General features: G+C 32.9%; 12 protein-coding genes. 7 read left to right on the forward strand and 5 right to left on the reverse strand.

The window, feature by feature from the left end; translation table 11 throughout:
• Positions 1–50 precede the first annotated feature (50 nt).
• The 3 genes from DPIF8902391_RS05580 to DPIF8902391_RS05590 form a co-directional block, all read right to left on the reverse strand.
• Entirely contained in the window at positions 51–872 is an 822-nt protein-coding gene (locus tag DPIF8902391_RS05580; protein WP_172505262.1) for a mechanosensitive ion channel family protein, read from the reverse strand.
• A gap of 99 nt (positions 873–971) precedes the next feature.
• Entirely contained in the window at positions 972–2,291 is a 1,320-nt protein-coding gene (locus DPIF8902391_RS05585) for an ABC transporter permease (protein ID WP_172505263.1), read from the reverse strand.
• Between the two features lie 6 nt (positions 2,292–2,297).
• A complete protein-coding gene (locus tag DPIF8902391_RS05590; protein ID WP_058885628.1) occupies positions 2,298–3,227 on the reverse strand; it encodes an ABC transporter ATP-binding protein in 930 nt (309 codons plus the stop codon).
• Positions 3,228–3,418: 191 nt separating this feature from the next.
• On the opposite strand from DPIF8902391_RS05590, the gene DPIF8902391_RS05595 reads away from it, so the two are divergent.
• The 6 genes from DPIF8902391_RS05595 (at position 3,419) to DPIF8902391_RS05620 (ending at position 11,200) form a co-directional block, all read left to right on the forward strand.
• Positions 3,419–3,877 carry a MarR family winged helix-turn-helix transcriptional regulator gene (locus DPIF8902391_RS05595; protein ID WP_101915943.1) on the forward strand — a complete coding sequence of 153 codons (459 nt, stop codon included), beginning with the start codon at positions 3,419–3,421 and terminating at the stop codon, positions 3,875–3,877.
• 16 nt (positions 3,878–3,893) lie between these two features.
• Positions 3,894–6,299 carry a 3-hydroxyacyl-CoA dehydrogenase/enoyl-CoA hydratase family protein gene (locus DPIF8902391_RS05600; RefSeq protein ID WP_172505264.1) on the forward strand — a complete coding sequence of 802 codons (2,406 nt, stop codon included), beginning with the start codon at positions 3,894–3,896 and terminating at the stop codon, positions 6,297–6,299.
• Positions 6,300–6,326: 27 nt separating this feature from the next.
• Entirely contained in the window at positions 6,327–7,517 is a 1,191-nt protein-coding gene (locus DPIF8902391_RS05605) for an acetyl-CoA C-acyltransferase (RefSeq protein WP_172505265.1), read from the forward strand.
• Positions 7,518–7,542: 25 nt separating this feature from the next.
• Entirely contained in the window at positions 7,543–9,339 is a 1,797-nt protein-coding gene (locus tag DPIF8902391_RS05610; RefSeq protein ID WP_198912919.1) for an acyl-CoA dehydrogenase family protein, read from the forward strand.
• A gap of 352 nt (positions 9,340–9,691) precedes the next feature.
• Positions 9,692–10,159, forward strand: coding sequence for a response regulator transcription factor (locus DPIF8902391_RS05615; protein WP_172505266.1), 468 nt, complete (start codon positions 9,692–9,694; stop codon positions 10,157–10,159).
• Between the two features lie 51 nt (positions 10,160–10,210).
• The gene (locus tag DPIF8902391_RS05620) at positions 10,211–11,200 is read left to right on the forward strand and encodes a retropepsin-like aspartic protease (RefSeq protein WP_172505267.1); all 990 of its coding nucleotides are present in this window, start codon (positions 10,211–10,213) and stop codon (positions 11,198–11,200) included.
• 70 nt (positions 11,201–11,270) lie between these two features.
• Here the strand turns inward: DPIF8902391_RS05620 and DPIF8902391_RS05625 are convergent, their stop codons facing one another.
• On the reverse strand, positions 11,271–12,449 hold the full coding sequence (locus DPIF8902391_RS05625; protein WP_172505268.1) for an AIR synthase related protein: 1,179 nt from the start codon (positions 12,447–12,449) through the stop codon (positions 11,271–11,273).
• Positions 12,450–12,531: 82 nt separating this feature from the next.
• Positions 12,532–14,715 (reverse strand): glutamine synthetase III family protein, encoded by a 2,184-nt coding sequence (locus DPIF8902391_RS05630; RefSeq protein ID WP_172505269.1) that lies wholly within the window; start codon positions 14,713–14,715, stop codon positions 12,532–12,534.
• A 187-nt stretch (positions 14,716–14,902) separates the two neighbouring features.
• Between DPIF8902391_RS05630 and DPIF8902391_RS05635 the strand changes: the two genes are divergently transcribed.
• Positions 14,903–15,925 carry a glutamine synthetase beta-grasp domain-containing protein gene (locus DPIF8902391_RS05635; protein ID WP_172505270.1) on the forward strand — a complete coding sequence of 341 codons (1,023 nt, stop codon included), beginning with the start codon at positions 14,903–14,905 and terminating at the stop codon, positions 15,923–15,925.
• Positions 15,926–16,329: the final 404 nt, after the last annotated feature.

The raw sequence follows: 16,329 nt of genomic DNA on the forward strand, positions 1-16,329 counted from the left end.
CGCTACTATTGCCATACAATAATCACGCCATCTAATTTATTGTACTGTCTTTACTTTATAATATGAATATCTCGCTGTGGAAACGGAATTGAAATATGGTGTTCTCTAAATAGTTCATCAATTTTAAAACGCAAATCACTTTTAGGTATTTGCGCCTGAAAACTATCATTTAAGGTAAATATTAATTTAAAATCTAACGAGCTGTCTCCAAAATTTTCAAAAATTACTAAAGGAGCAGGACGCTGATATACCTTCGGATGTTCGGTTGCTGCTTTTAATAATAATTCTTTTACCAATTGAACATCGCTACCATAAGCAACCCCTACTTTTACACTTTCACGCGTTGTAGTACCGTTTTGCGTCCAATTATACAGGCTACTTGTTAAATATTTATGATTCGGAATTACCAGCACTTTATTATCAATAGTAACGGCACGAGTGGTTCTTAATTTTATCTCTTCTACCCTACCTACTTTATCATCTAACTCAATAATATCGCCTACATGCACACTTTGATCTACAATAATAAAAATACCTGATATTATATCTTGAAAAAAAGTTTGCAATGCCAAACCAACTCCAATTAATAAGGCTGCTGAAGCTGCAAATATAGCCGTTACATTTACGCCTAATGAATTTAAGGTGGTTAAGAAAATAATAATATATAACAACCAACTAGCAAAAGAAAAAACAGTGCTAAACTTATTTTCGTCTTCATTTTGAAGTCTTTTTTTAACAAATTTCTCAAAATATTTTAATAAAAAAGATGCCAAAATTAGTATAACGATTAGCATTAAAACTGCTTTAATACTAATGCCTATTTCTTTGTTAAATTGAAGCGTATAGTTCAATATTTTATTCAATTCTTTCATGGAACTAAAATTATAATAAATTGTTCATTTTAGCCACAAAAAAAGCAGTTATTTTAATAATAACTGCTTTTCATATTTAATTAATTTAGTACATCGATTTTAACTACCGTAACGCATCCATTTCCATAAATCTTTATAGGTTGGTTTTTTACCATACATTAAAATACCTACTCGGTAAATTTTTGCAGCAACCCACACAATTGCTATAAAACTAAGGACTAACAATAGCATTGACAACGCAATTTCCCACCAAGCAACACCAAAAGGCACACGCATTAGCATTACAATTGGCGATGTTAACGGAATGTAAGAAAAAATTACAGAAACAGGACCATGTGGGTCATTAACTACCGTAAAAGCACCCACATAAACAGCTAACATTAAAGGAAGCATAATTGGCGTCATAAATTGTTGGGTATCGGTTTCGTTATCTACTGCTGCTCCAACGGCTGCAAATAAAGAACTGTACAGCATATATCCTCCTAAAAAGTAAAATATAAATAAGAAAAATAAGGTAAACCAAGGTAATTTTCTGATTTCTAAAAATAACTCGGCTTTATTTCCCATTAATGCTTGCATTTTTGCCGCTTGATTGGCATCAATATCTTGCGAAAAAACCTGTGAAGTATCAATTCCTATAAATAAAGAAACGACGACAGCTCCAAGTAATAATAAAACTCCCCATATAAAAAACTGTAACAATCCTGCGGCTCCGTTTCCTACAATTTTACCCAACATTAATTGAAAAGGCTTTACTGATGATACAATTACCTCTACAATTCTACTGGTTTTCTCTTCAATAACACTACGCATTACCGATGTTCCGTACAAAATCATAAACATCATTAATAAATAACCAGCAATGGTTCCTACACCAATTTTCATGTTATTAATCATTTTTGATGATTTTTCACCCGAAAAATTATACATTTTTATATCCGAAGAAATTTTAGCGGCTTTTATTTTTTCTAAATTAATGCCTAATTCCTTCATCTTTAAATTTCGTAAATGCGTATTTACGTTGCGTTCTATGTTTTCTATGGTATTTAAACCTGGCGTATCTTTTGAATAAAATTCTACTGAATTTGCCAGCAATTCTAAACTATCTTGTTTGGAGATAATTAAAACACCAAAATGATCGCCTGCTTCTACCTTCTTTTTAGTTTCTTCGATGCCAAAAGTGGTAAAATCTTTGTATTTTATGGTTTCGGTATCTTTAAAATTATCTTTTGAAAAAATACCTGAATTATCGACATATACAATGTCTTTAATTTTCTGATCGTTTTGTTTCATCAAAAAAACAATCAACGCCATCATGGCAATCATTATTACTGGGCTTAAAAAAGTCATCATAATAAATGACTTATTTTTAACCTTCGCTTTAAATTCTCTTGCTATTATTAATTGTAACTTACTCATTTTCTTTTAACTATTTTTACGTATTGACTCAATAAAGATATCGTTGGCAGTTGGTATTAATTCTACAAAATGTTGCACCTGTCCTTGGGTGGTTAAAAATGACAACAAATCGTTTGCTGAATTTCCTTGGGTTAATTGTATTTTTAATTTCAAACCGTCATTTAACAATTTAAAATCGGCAGGTAAAACCTTAAAGTTTTCTTTTAATTTTGCTTCTACTTCGGATGGATTTGCCGTATTTACACCTACTTGAAAGGTATTTGTTCTAAATTGACGCTTAATATCGTGTAATTTACCGTCTAATATTTTGTTTGATTTATGAATCAAGGCAATTTCATCACACATTTCTTCTACCGATTCCATTCTATGGGTCGAAAAAATAATCGTTGCCCCTTCGTCACGCAATTGCAAAATTTCTTTGGCGATTAGTTGCGCATTTATCGGGTCGAAACCAGAAAAAGGCTCATCAAAAATTAATAATTTAGGCTGATGCAATACTGTAACAATAAATTGTACTTTTTGCGCCATTCCTTTTGATAGCTCTTCTAATTTTTTATCCCACCAACTACTTATTTCAAATTTATCGAACCAATATTTAAGGCGTTTTTTTGCTTCGGATTTAGTCATCCCTTTTAACTGTGCCAAATATAAAGCCTGCTCGCCTACTTTCATCGATTTGTATAAACCACGCTCTTCAGGTAAATATCCGATGTGCTCTATATGATGTGGTGCTAATTTTTCGCCATCTAAAATAACTTCACCACTATCGGGCATGGTAATTTGATTGATAATTCGAATCAACGATGTTTTTCCTGCTCCATTAGGACCCAATAAACCGAAAACACTTCCTTTTTCAATACTAAGCGATACATTATTTAACGCCGTATAATCGCCATAACGCTTTACTACATTTTTAATTTCTAATAAATTACCCATTCTTTTTATCGTGATTTTTTTTTAGTTATTTTTTTAAGCTTGTAACACAAACTTACATATTTTTATACGGATTAGTCATAAGTTTACGCCAAACGTTACACTTTACGTAAATGTTAAATTTACTATGCACGCATAATTTTTACAAAAAAATACTATGCACGCATAATAAATTTCTGTATCTTTGGACGAACATGGATAAAAATAAATCAATCGATCATCAATTAAGAGCCACTTGGCAAGCTGTTGCAAAAATGTACAATGAGCAAGCTGCAAAGCATGACAGTACCATGGCAACTGCTTTTGTATTATTAAATATCGATTTTGAAACAGGAACTCCTTCCACCGCACTAGGTCCTTTAATGGGCATGGAACCAACAAGCCTTTCTCGCTTATTAAAAACAATGGAAGACAAAGGCGTTATCTGCCGAGAAAAAAATCCCAATGACGGAAGAAGCGTAATTATTAAGCTGACCGATCATGGTAAGGAGATGCGTAAAATTTCAAAAGGACATGTCTATCAGTTTAACAATCAAGTAAAAAAACATATTACTGAAGAAGAACTAAACCTTTTCTTTAAAGTAACATCAACCATAAACAAACTTATTACAGAAAAGAAGGTGTATATTGATGCCAACAATAAAACTGTATAAAAAAACCTAAAAACAAATGACAAGAAGAATTAAAAAAGTAGCAATTATCGGTTCGGGTATTATGGGAAGCGGTATTGCATGTCATTTTGCCAACATTGGCGTTGAAGTCTTATTATTAGACATCGTTCCTAGAGAACTTAACGACAAAGAAAAAGCAAAAGGACTTACGTTAGAAGATAAAGCTGTTCGTAATCGTTTGGTTAATGACGCTTTAACGGCTTCTTTAAAATCGAAACCATCGCCAATTTATGCTAAAAAATTTGCTAGTAGAATTACTACAGGTAATTTAGAAGACGATATCGCCAAAGTTGCCGATGTTGATTGGATTATGGAAGTTGTTGTTGAACGATTAGATATTAAAAAAATCGTTTTTGAAAAATTAGAAAAATACCGTACTCCTGGTACGATTATTTCGTCAAACACTTCAGGGATTCCTATCAAATTTATGAACGAAGGACGAAGCGAAGATTTTCAAAAGCATTTTGCGGTAACTCACTTTTTTAATCCTCCACGTTATTTAAAATTATTTGAAGTTGTTCCTGGTCCTGACTGTAAACAAGAAGTTACTGATTTCTTAATGGATTATGGTTCTAAATTTTTAGGAAAAACTTCGGTTTTAGCTAAAGATACGCCTGCTTTTATTGGTAACAGAATTGGAATCTTCGGGATTCAATCTTTATTTCATCAAGTAAAAGAATTAGGTTTAACCGTTGAAGAAGTTGATAAATTAACAGGCCCTGTAATTGGTCGCCCAAAATCGGCAACTTTTAGAACTGTTGATGTTGTAGGTTTAGATACTTTAGTACATGTTGCGAACGGTATTTACGAAAACTGCCCGAACGACGAAGCACACGATTTATTCAAATTACCAGGTTTCATCAACACTATGATGGAAAATAAATGGTTAGGAAGTAAAACAAAACAAGGTTTTTATAAAAAAGTAGTAAACGCTGAAGGAAAGAAAGAAATTTTGACCTTAGATTTAGAAACGATGGAATATCGCTCTAAAAAACGTGCGAAATTTGCTACTTTAGAATTAACAAAAACTATTGATAAACCAATTGACAGATTTAAAGTGTTGGTTGGCGGAAAAGATAAAGCGGGAGAATTTTACCGTAAAAACTTCGCAGCAATGTTTGCGTATGTTCAAAATAGAATTCCAGAAATTTCTGACGAATTGTATAAAATTGACGATGCCATGAAAGCTGGTTTCGGTTGGGAAAACGGGCCTTTCGAAATTTGGGATGCCGTTGGTATCGAAAAAGGTATCGAATTGATGAAAGCCGAAGGAAACCAACCTGCTGCTTGGATTAGCGAAATGGTTGCAAATGGGCAAAAATCTTTTTATTCTGTTAAAGAAGGAGCTACTTATTTTTATGATGTTTCTGCAAAAGCACAACTAAAAAAACCAGGGCAAGATGCTTTTATCATTTTAGATAATATCAGAAAAACAAAAGAAGTCTTTAAAAATTCTGGCGTTGTTATTGAAGATTTAGGTGATGGTATTTTAAACTGTGAATTCCAATCTAAAATGAACACCATTGGTGGCGATGTTTTAGCGGGATTAAATAAAGCAATTGATTTAGCTGAAAAAGATTTCCAAGGATTAGTTGTTGGTAATCAAGGCGCAAATTTCTCGGTTGGCGCAAATATCGGAATGATATTTATGATGGCTGTTGAACAAGAATATGACGAATTAAACATGGCTATCAAGTATTTTCAAGATACCATGATGCGTATGCGTTATTCTTCAATTCCTACTATTGCTGCGCCTCACGGAATGTCGTTAGGTGGTGGATGTGAATTATCATTACATGCCGATAAAGTTGTTGCCGCTGCTGAAACTTACATGGGATTAGTAGAATTTGGTGTTGGCGTTATCCCTGGTGGTGGTGGTTCAAAAGAAATGGCGTTGCGTGCTTCCGATACGTTCCGTACAGGAGATGTTCAATTAAACGTATTGCAAGAATATTTCTTAACTATTGGTATGGCTAAAGTAAGTACTTCGGCACATGAAGCTTTCGATTTAGGCTTATTACAAAAAGGAAAAGATGTGGTGGTTGTAAACAGAGAGCGTCAAATTGCACAAGCTAAAAAACACGCCGTATTAATGGCAGAAGCTGGTTATACACAACCTGTAAAACGTGAAGATGTTTTAGTTTTAGGAAAGCAAGCCTTAGGTGCTTTTATGGTCGCTACCGATTCTATGCATGCAAGTAGATTTATATCAGAACACGATCAAAAAATCGCTAATAAACTAGCGTATGTAATGGCTGGTGGAGATTTATCAGAACCAACAAAAGTTTCTGAACAGTATTTATTAAACCTAGAGCGTGAAGCATTTTTAAGCTTAACAACAGAGCGTAAATCATTAGAACGTATTCAGCAAATGTTGAAAACAGGAAAACCATTACGTAACTAAGATTCACTCTAAAACATCTACAGAAAAATGAAAACAGCATATATAGTACAAGGATATAGAACCGCTATCGGAAAATCAAAAAAAGGGGCATTTCGCTTTAAAAGAGCCGATGAATTAGCAGCCGAAACCATTGAATATTTAATGGAAAAGTTACCTGATTTCGATAAAACTCGTATTGACGATGTTATTGTTGGTAACGCAATGCCTGAGGGTTCGCAAGGATTAAATATGGCACGTTTAATTTCTTTAATGGGATTAAAAATTGATGACGTTCCGGGAGTAACAGTAAATCGTTTTTGTTCATCAGGATTAGAAACTATCGGTATGGCAGTGGCTAAAATTCAGTCAGGAATGGCAGAATGTATTATCGCTGGTGGTGCCGAAAGCATGAGTTCTGTACCAATGACAGGTTTTAAACCTGAATTAAATTATGATGTAGTTGCCGATGGGCATGCTGATTATTATTGGGGAATGGGAAATACTGCCGAAGCGGTTGCTGAAAAGTATAATATTTCTCGTAAAGACCAAGATGAATTTGCGTTAAATTCACATTTAAAAGCATTAAGAGCGCAAGCTGAAAATCGTTTTCAAGACCAAATAGTTCCTATTGAAGTTGAAGAAACGTATGTAGATGCAAACGGAAAAAAAGCGACAAGAAAATATACGGTAACAAAAGATGAAGGACCTCGTAAAGGTTCAAATATTGCTGGTTTAGAGCGTTTACGCCCTGTATTTGCTACCAACGGAAGTGTTACCGCTGGAAATTCATCGCAAACAAGTGATGGAGCAGCATTTGTAATGGTGATGAGTGAAGATATGGTTAAAGAATTAAACATCAAACCAATTGCTCGTATGGTAAGTTATGCCGCTGCTGGTGTACCGCCAAAAATTATGGGGATTGGTCCTGTTGCAGCTATTCCAAAAGCATTAAAGCAAGCAGGATTAAAGCAAGAAGACATCAGTTTAATTGAATTAAACGAAGCTTTTGCATCGCAATCATTAGCGGTAATTCGTGAGTTAAGTTTAGATGCCGACATTATTAACGTAAATGGAGGTGCTATCGCTTTAGGACATCCTTTAGGTTGTACAGGTGCTAAATTATCGGTACAATTATTCGATGAAATGCGCAAACGTAACATGCAAGGAAAATACGGAATGGTAACTATGTGTGTAGGAACTGGGCAGGGTGCTGCTGGTATTTTCGAATTCTTAAACTAAACTAACAATTAAAACAAAACAAAAAATGGCAGATTTATTAAGAGGAGGTCAATTCCTTGTTAGAGAAACAAAGTGTGAAGACGTTTTTACTCCTGAGGATTTTACCGAAGAGCAAAAAATGATGAAAGAAGCGGTTGGTGAATTTAACGACCGTGAAATTATCCCTCATAAAGCACGTTTTGAAAAGAAAGATTACGCATTAACCGAAGAAACCATGCGTAAAGCTGGTGAATTAGGGTTTTTAGGTATTTCTGTTCCTGAGGCTTACGGCGGATTAGGAATGGGCTTTGTTTCTACCATGTTAACCTGTGATTATATTTCAAGCGGAACAGGTTCTTTTAGTACTGCTTTCGGAGCGCATACAGGTATTGGAACGATGCCAATTACTTTATACGGAACCGAAGCTCAAAAACAAAAATATGTTCCAAAATTAGCAACAGGAGAATGGTTTGGTGCTTACTGTTTAACAGAACCAGGTGCTGGATCGGATGCTAATTCAGGAAAAACAACTGCTACCCTATCGCAAGATGGAACGCATTATAAATTAAACGGACAAAAAATGTGGATTTCAAACGCAGGTTTTTGTAACGTTATGATTGTGTTTGCTCGTATTGAAGATGATAAAAATATTACTGGTTTTATCGTTGAATATGACAAAGACAACAACAATGGTATTGTTTTAGGTGAAGAAGAGCATAAATTAGGAATTCGTGCTTCTTCTACCCGTCAGGTATTTTATAATGATACTATTGTACCTATTGAAAATATGTTATCAGCAAGAGGAAATGGTTTTAAAATTGCCATGAATGCCTTAAATGTTGGGCGTATTAAATTAGCTGCTGCTTGTTTAGATTCTCAAAGAAGAATTACCACTACGGCAATTAATTACGCAAATGAGCGTAAGCAATTTAAAACGGCTATTTCAGAATTTGGTGCTATCAAAATGAAATTAGCCGATATGGCAACTAATGCCTATGTAGGAGAATCAGCATCATACAGAGCTGCTAAAAATATTGAAGACCGTATTGCGTTACGTGAAGCCGAAGGAAATACGCATCAAGAAGCGGAATTGAAAGGTGTGGAAGAATATGCTATTGAATGTTCTATTTTAAAAGTAGCTGTTTCTGAAGATGTACAAGCGTGTGCTGATGAAGGAATTCAAATTTTTGGTGGAATGGGATTCTCAGAAGAAACTCCTATGGAATCGGCTTGGAGAGATGCTCGTATTGCTCGTATTTACGAAGGAACAAACGAAATTAACAGATTACTTTCTGTTGGAATGTTGGTTAAAAAAGCCATGAAAGGTCATGTAGATTTATTAAATCCTGCAATGGCTGTTGGCGAAGAATTATTAGGTATTCCTTCTTTTGATACGCCTGATTATTCTGAATTATTTGCGGAAGAAAAAGAAATGGTTGCTAAATTAAAGAAAGTTTTCTTAATGGTTGCAGGGTCTGCAATTCAGAAATTTGGTACAGAATTAGAGCAGCATCAACAATTATTAACGGCGGCTTCTAATATTTTAATTGAAACATATATGGCAGAATCTGCTATTTTGAGAACTGAAAAGAACGCCAAACGTTTTGGTAAAGATGCTCAAAAAGAACAGATTGCAATGACGCAATTATATTTATATAATGCGGTAGATATCATCATTAAAAACGCTAAAGAAGGTATTGTTTCTTTTGCCGAAGGTGATGAGCAACGTATGATGTTAATGGGCTTAAAACGTTTTACAAAATACGCAAATCAGCCAAACGTAATTGGATTACGTAACATGATTGCTGAAAAATTAAAAGCAGAAAATAAATACTGTTTCTAAATAAATAAGATATCAGGCAGTAACTGTTTTGATATCTTATATAAAAAATCTTCTAAAACTCTTCATAATAAGTTTTAGAATTTAGTTGTTTGTTTAAAAGGTCGTCAATTTATTTTGACGACCTTTTTTTTGTTGAAGGAATTAAAATTTCTTAATTATTTTTTAAACGATAAGAAAAGGAATATAATTATACTAATTAGTTAGATTTACACTACAAAAAACATTTTATAAGCTATTTTTTACACTAATTTTTATACACTTGTAAAAATATAATTTTTATGTGAGCGCTTTTTTACATAGTTTTCCTAATCAAATAAAAAGAGATAAACAACCACTCAACTGCATCAAATAAATGAAAAAAAATATTATTTTATTAATTATAGGAGTCACATTAATTTTAATTGGATACGGTCAAAAAAATGAAAAAATTTCTAATTTTAAAGAAAATAAAACTAGTATTATAATTATAGATTTATCAAAAGAAAAAACAAATTACTTTAATTATTATTTAATTTCAGGAATGTTATTTATTGCAAGCAGTGTACTTTTTTCAAATAATATCTTTAAAGAAAAACCTACCGTAAAAGAAAAAAAAGAAACGGTAGATCTCCTTGAAAAATTAACAAACCAAGAAAAAAAAGTTGTTCATTTAATAAACCAAACAAAAAGCAATAAAGAAATTGCTGCTCAATTGGCTATTAGTTTAAGTACCTTAAAAACTCACATAAATAATATTTATAAAAAACTAGACATAAAATCGAGGGCTGAATTGTTAAATTCTCTTAAAAATAAGGGGACTAGTACCAAAATCAACCCATAAAAAATAGTTTATTGCTTTAAAAGTGGTTGATTTGCAAAAAATAAATAAAACATGAATAAATTATTCGCAATAACATTACTCTTTTTTTTCACTCAAATTATTTCTGCACAAAATATAAATAAACACCAAAAAATAGCAGATACAACAATTAAAGCCATTAATAATAACCAAGATACCGACACAATTAACTTACTTGCGAATAAAAAAAATGATAAAAACATTATAGAAATCCCTTTTGAACTTGCAGGGAAATTAATAGCTGTAGACCTTTTATTAAACGGAACGAAACGAAAATTTATTTTAGACACCGGAGCTCCTTTTGTTATATTAAATTCCGCATATATTATAGCCGACACCACTAAAACAAGTAGCACTTCTATTAAAGGTGTTAATGGAAATATTTCGAGTATTGGTTTTAAAAAGACTAAATCAATTAATTTTAGTGGGTTAAAAATGAATAATCAAGATATTATGACCATGAATTTAGCCCATTTAGAAAAATCTTTAGACTATAAATTCTATGGATTAATAGGTTATGATTTAATTAAAGAATATGATATCATGTTTGATTATCGAAAAAAAATAATCACCTTAATAAACCCGGATATTTTTGATGATTATAAGAAACATAATTTATTAAATAATAGCTTAGAAACAATTCCTGTTAAATTAAACAAGCATATCCCTGTCGTTGATGTAAAAATTAATAACAAAATTTTAAAACTAGGAATTGACTCAGGAGCTTCAAGTAATTTAATTGATAATGATTTATTTAGCAATCTAAAAAAAGAAATACGTAAAATTAAAACAGATAAATTAGAAGGTGCTGATAAACATAGTCAACAAGTAAAAAAAGGTAAAATTAAAAAAGTGCGCATTGGAAATAAATTGTTTAAAAGAGTAAAAACTTCTTTTAGTGATATTTCTCATTTAAATAGAGACCCTAATATTAACATTGATGGTTTAATTGGCTACCCTATTTTATCTAAACAAAGAACATTAATTTCTTTTCTGCGAAAAGAAATTATCTTCATTAAATAACAACAAAAATTCCCACAAAAAAAGCCTCCGTCAAACGGAGGCTTTTTTCATCTATATAAAACACTTTTAGTTAATAATTAAAAGTACCAAACTCACTATTTATAGTTAATTTTTTAGTTTCTGATGCCTCTACCCTACCTACAATTTGAGCATTTACATTGTACGATTTTGAGATCGCTATAATATCGTCAGCAACCTCTGGCGATACATAAATTTCCATTCTATGCCCACAGTTAAATACCTGATACATTTCTTTCCAATCTGTTTTAGATTGCTCTTGTATCAACTTAAATAAAGGCGGAACAGCAAACATAGTATCTTTTATAATATGTAACTCATCAACAAAATGTAAAATTTTAGTTTGCGCGCCACCAGAACAATGAATCATTCCGTGAACCGTATCAGCATTAAATTTCGATAAAATCTCTTTAATAATTGGTGCGTATGTTCTTGTTGGCGATAACACTAACTTACCTGCATCGATTGGCGAATTTTCAACAGCATCTGTTAATTTTGCTTTTCCAGAATATACTAAATCCGCAGGAACAGCAGCATCATAACTTTCAGGATATTTAGCTGCTAAATAGTTATCAAAAACATCATGACGAGCAGATGTTAATCCATTAGAACCCATTCCACCATTATACTGTGTTTCATAAGTTGCCTGCCCAAAAGATTCTAAACCTACAATTACATCGCCAGCTTTAATGTTTGCGTTGTCAATAACATCGCTACGTTTCATACGAGCTGTTACGGTAGAATCTACAATAATAGTACGTACTAAATCACCAACATCGGCAGTTTCACCACCTGTTGAATGAATAGTTACACCAAAACCTTTTAAATCGTCGATTAACTCTTCAGTTCCGTTGATAATTGCTGATAAAACCTCTCCAGGGATTTTACTTTTGTTACGTCCAATTGTGCTAGAAAGTAGTATGTTATCGGTTGCTCCAACGCATAATAAATCATCAATATTCATGATTAACGCATCTTGTGCAATTCCTTTCCAAACAGAAATATCGCCTGTTTCTTTCCAATACATATAGGCTAATGATGATTTTGTTCCTGCACCATCGGCGTGCATTATTAAACAATAATCTTCATCATTGGTTAAATAATCAGGTACAATTTTACAAAAAGCCTTTGGAAATAACCCTTTGTCAATATTTTTTATAGCATTATGAACATCTTCTTTAGATGCCGATACGCCTCGTTGTGCGTAGCGTTTAGATACTTCGTTACTCATGTGTTATGTTGTTGTTGACTGCAAATTTAACAGAATTCAAAAGGGTTTCCTATTTAATTTTTAGTTAATTGTTTTTATTGTTTTATCTGATAAATAATAATTCTCTATATTTTGTTAAAGGCCATAAATTATCATCTACCAATAATTCTAACTTATCACAATGATAACGGATTTCATCAAAAAACGGTTTTACTTTATTACAATAATTATCGGCATTTTTTTGCCCAAAAAATTTGTTCGTTTTTTTACGTTCTTCGGTCATTTTTTCAATTTTAGAATTGATTTCAGCAAGATGCCCCGATATTTTTTTAATTAAATCAAGCTGCTCTTTAGCGTATTGCTCAAAGCCGTTTCCAAAAATTTCTTTCAAGCCTTTTACATTTTCGATTAAGGTGTTTTGATATTGAATAGCCGTAGGAATTACATGATTCCTGGCAACATCTGCTAAAACTCTACTTTCAATTTGAATTCGTTTTGAATACTCTTCTAATTCAATTTCATGACGAGCCACCACCTCTATTTTATTCATCACATTCATCTCTTCAAAAAGTGAAATTGATTTTTCAGAAACTTTTGCTTTCAGAGCCTCAGGTGTTGTTTTATGATTGCTTAATCCGCGTTTTTCAGCTTCTTTTTCCCATTTAATTCCGTAGCCATCGCCTTCAAATCTAATTTTTTTAGACGCCTTTATATACTCTCTTAATACATTAAAAATAGCCTCATCTTTTTTCAAGCTTTTTGCCTCTATTAAGGTATCTACCTCAATTTTAAATTCTTTTAGCTGTTTTGCTATAATCGTATTTAAAACCGTCATCGGTCCTGCACAATTAGCCCACGAACCAACGGCACGTAATTCGAATTTATTTCCTGTAAAAGCAAAAGGAGATGTTCGGTTTCTATCGGTATTATCTAATAATATTTCTGGAATTTTACCGACAATATTTAATTTTAAATCTGTTTTTTCTTGAGGCGATAATTTTCCTTTGGTAACGTTTTCTAATTCGTCTAATACTTCGGATAATTGCGAGCCAATAAACACCGAAATAATTGCTGGTGGCGCTTCATTTGCTCCTAACCTGTGGTCATTACTAGCACTTGCCATCGATGCTCTAATTAATGCTTCATAATCATGAACTGCTTTAATGGTATTTACAAAAAAGGTTAAAAACTGTAAATTTTTCATCGGAGTTTTTCCTGGGCTCAATAAATTAACACCTGTATTTGTTTCTAAAGACCAGTTATTATGTTTCCCTGAACCGTTAATTCCTTCAAAAGGTTTTTCATGAAATAATACTTTAAACTGATGACGTTGCGATACTTTTTCCATCACATCCATTAATAATGAATTGTGGTCAACCGCTAAATTAGCTTCTTCAAAAATAGGCGCTAACTCAAACTGATTCGGTGCTACTTCATTATGACGGGTTTTTACAGGAACACCTAATAACATACATTCTTGCTCTAAATCGCGCATAAAACTCAGTACTCTATCAGGAATTGACCCAAAATAATGGTCATCTAATTGCTGTCCTTTTGCAGGAGAATGCCCTAAAAGCGTTCTTCCTGTCATCATTAAATCAGGGCGGGCAGCAGCTAACGCAGTATCAATTAAAAAATACTCTTGCTCCCAACCTAAAGTTGCACTTACTTTTGATACGTTTTTATCAAAATATTTGCAAACTGCGGTTGCCGATGTATCAACAGCTTGTAAGGCCTTTAATAAAGGCGCTTTATTATCTAAAGATTCGCCAGTATAAGCAACAAAAACCGTTGGAATACACAACGTTGTACCATACACAAATGCTGGCGATGTAGGATCCCAAGCCGTATAACCACGGGCTTCAAAGGTGTTTCTTATCCCGCCATGCGGAAAACTAGACGCATCAGGTTCTTGCTGTACCAATTGCCCACCATCAAAACGCTCCATAGCGCCACCGCCTTCAATAGTTTCAAAAAAAGCATCGTGTTTTTCCGCCGTTGCCCCCGTTAATGGCTGAAACCAATGCGTATAATGAGTCGCATTTTTAGACAGCGCCCAATCTTTCATACTTACCGCAATTTGATCGGCAATTTTTCTGTCAATTTTAGTTCCAAATTCAATGGCGTTCATCACACTTTTATACGCATCTTTTGTCATGTACTGACGCATTGCTTGTTCGTTAAAAACATTTTTCCCAAACAATTCTGAACGACGCCCTTTTTGTTCTATAAAAACAGGTTTTCTGTGTAAAGTTTCTTTTAAAGCGCTAAATCTTAAAGTTGACATAATATAAGGTGTGAATTTGAGGTCAAAAATACATAAATTTATCAAAATTAAAGAACACCCCCTAAAAAAACAGGGGTTGCACAGGTAAAAACTAATATTAAATATTTTACCCCTATAAATTTTAGCATATAATATAAATTATTTATTTTTGCTTTGAATTCAATTCTAAATAATAGATTCTAGTATCATGGCAAAAATTAAGTTAGAGTATATCTGGTTAGATGGTTACAAACCGACTCAAAACCTACGAAGTAAAACAAAGGTTGAAGAGCATGAAAATTTTCAAGGAACTTTAGAAGAGCTAAAAAATTGGTCTTTTGACGGGTCTTCTACAAAACAAGCTTCAGGAGGCGCTTCTGACTGTGTTTTAAAACCTGTTGCAATTTATCCTGATCCTGCTCGTGTTAACGGATATTTAGTAATGAATGAAGTAATGAATGCTGACGGAACTCCGCATGAATCTAACGCTCGTGCTACTATTAATGATGACAATAACGATTTCTGGTTCGGTTTTGAACAAGAATATTTTATTATGGACAACGCAACACAACTTCCTTTAGGATTTCCTGTTGGCGGATATCCAGGACCTCAAGGAATGTATTATTGTTCAGTTGGCGGAAAAAATACACATGGAAGAGATTTCGTAGAACAACATGCTGATTTATGTATCGATGCAGGTTTAAATTTTGAAGGAATTAATCAAGAAGTTGCTTCAGGACAATGGGAATTTCAATTATTTGCAAAAGGTGCTAAAATAGCTGGTGATGAAATTTGGATCGCTCGTTATTTATTAGACAGATTAACAGAACAATATGGTTATTATATTGAATATCATCCAAAACCTGTAAAAGGAGATTGGAATGGTTCAGGAATGCACGCAAATTTCTCTAACACTACCTTAAGAACTTGTGGATCAAAAGAAATTTACATGAAAGTATGTGAAGCTTTTAGACCTGTAACCAAAGAACATATTGACATTTACGGAGCTTACAACGACCAACGTTTAACAGGTTTACACGAAACTGCTTCAATTACCGATTTTAGTTACGGAATTTCTGACAGAGGCGCTTCAATTCGTATTCCTATTTTAACAGTTGACAACGATTGGAAAGGATATTTAGAAGACAGAAGACCTGCTTCAAACGGAGATCCTTACAAAATTGCTTCAAGAATTATACAAACAGTAAAGCCTGTTTGCGATAACTTATAATATATTTTCCATTACAACATACCAACAACAACAACAACAACAACAACAACAACAAAAGAGGCCTTTAAATTCGTTTAAAGGCTTTTTTGTGCGATATATTTTATAAGAAAAAGGATTATTTGAAGCTATTTCCCGCTTTACGCACTCGCTTTTTTTATTTTTCAAAAGAAAAAAATAAAAAAGAGCTCAAACAATTGCTTCAATCGGGGCTAGGGATTTTGCTAATTTTCATAATTTCAGAAATTAATTATAATTTTACTGCAAAAACTCATAAATAAACTGTCAGTTCGAGTGATTTTTTTCCTTCAAAAAAAATGGTATCGAGAACTTTTTTATCTTCAAAATCAATATAAAACAATTCAAATTCTCGATACAATTTCAATTCCTTCTAGTCATTAAAATCA

The sequence above is a fragment of the Tenacibaculum finnmarkense genomovar ulcerans genome, assembly GCF_900239495.1.
GTDB lineage: Bacteria > Bacteroidota > Bacteroidia > Flavobacteriales > Flavobacteriaceae > Polaribacter > Polaribacter ulcerans.

Bases quoted from the DNA above. Each gene is read 5' to 3' on its own strand.
- DPIF8902391_RS05580 (WP_172505262.1), bottom strand. From the start codon at position 872: ATGAAAGAATTGAATAAAATATTGAACTATACGCTTCAATTTAACAAA.
- DPIF8902391_RS05585 (WP_172505263.1), bottom strand. From the start codon at position 2,291: ATGAGTAAGTTACAATTAATAATAGCAAGAGAATTTAAAGCGAAGGTT.
- DPIF8902391_RS05590 (WP_058885628.1), bottom strand. From the start codon at position 3,227: ATGGGTAATTTATTAGAAATTAAAAATGTAGTAAAGCGTTATGGCGAT.
- DPIF8902391_RS05595 (WP_101915943.1), top strand. From the start codon at position 3,419: ATGGATAAAAATAAATCAATCGATCATCAATTAAGAGCCACTTGGCAA.
- DPIF8902391_RS05600 (WP_172505264.1), top strand. From the start codon at position 3,894: ATGACAAGAAGAATTAAAAAAGTAGCAATTATCGGTTCGGGTATTATG.
- DPIF8902391_RS05605 (WP_172505265.1), top strand. From the start codon at position 6,327: ATGAAAACAGCATATATAGTACAAGGATATAGAACCGCTATCGGAAAA.
- DPIF8902391_RS05610 (WP_198912919.1), top strand. From the start codon at position 7,543: ATGGCAGATTTATTAAGAGGAGGTCAATTCCTTGTTAGAGAAACAAAG.
- DPIF8902391_RS05615 (WP_172505266.1), top strand. From the start codon at position 9,692: ATGAAAAAAAATATTATTTTATTAATTATAGGAGTCACATTAATTTTA.
- DPIF8902391_RS05620 (WP_172505267.1), top strand. From the start codon at position 10,211: ATGAATAAATTATTCGCAATAACATTACTCTTTTTTTTCACTCAAATT.
- DPIF8902391_RS05625 (WP_172505268.1), bottom strand. From the start codon at position 12,449: ATGAGTAACGAAGTATCTAAACGCTACGCACAACGAGGCGTATCGGCA.
- DPIF8902391_RS05630 (WP_172505269.1), bottom strand. From the start codon at position 14,715: ATGTCAACTTTAAGATTTAGCGCTTTAAAAGAAACTTTACACAGAAAA.
- DPIF8902391_RS05635 (WP_172505270.1), top strand. From the start codon at position 14,903: ATGGCAAAAATTAAGTTAGAGTATATCTGGTTAGATGGTTACAAACCG.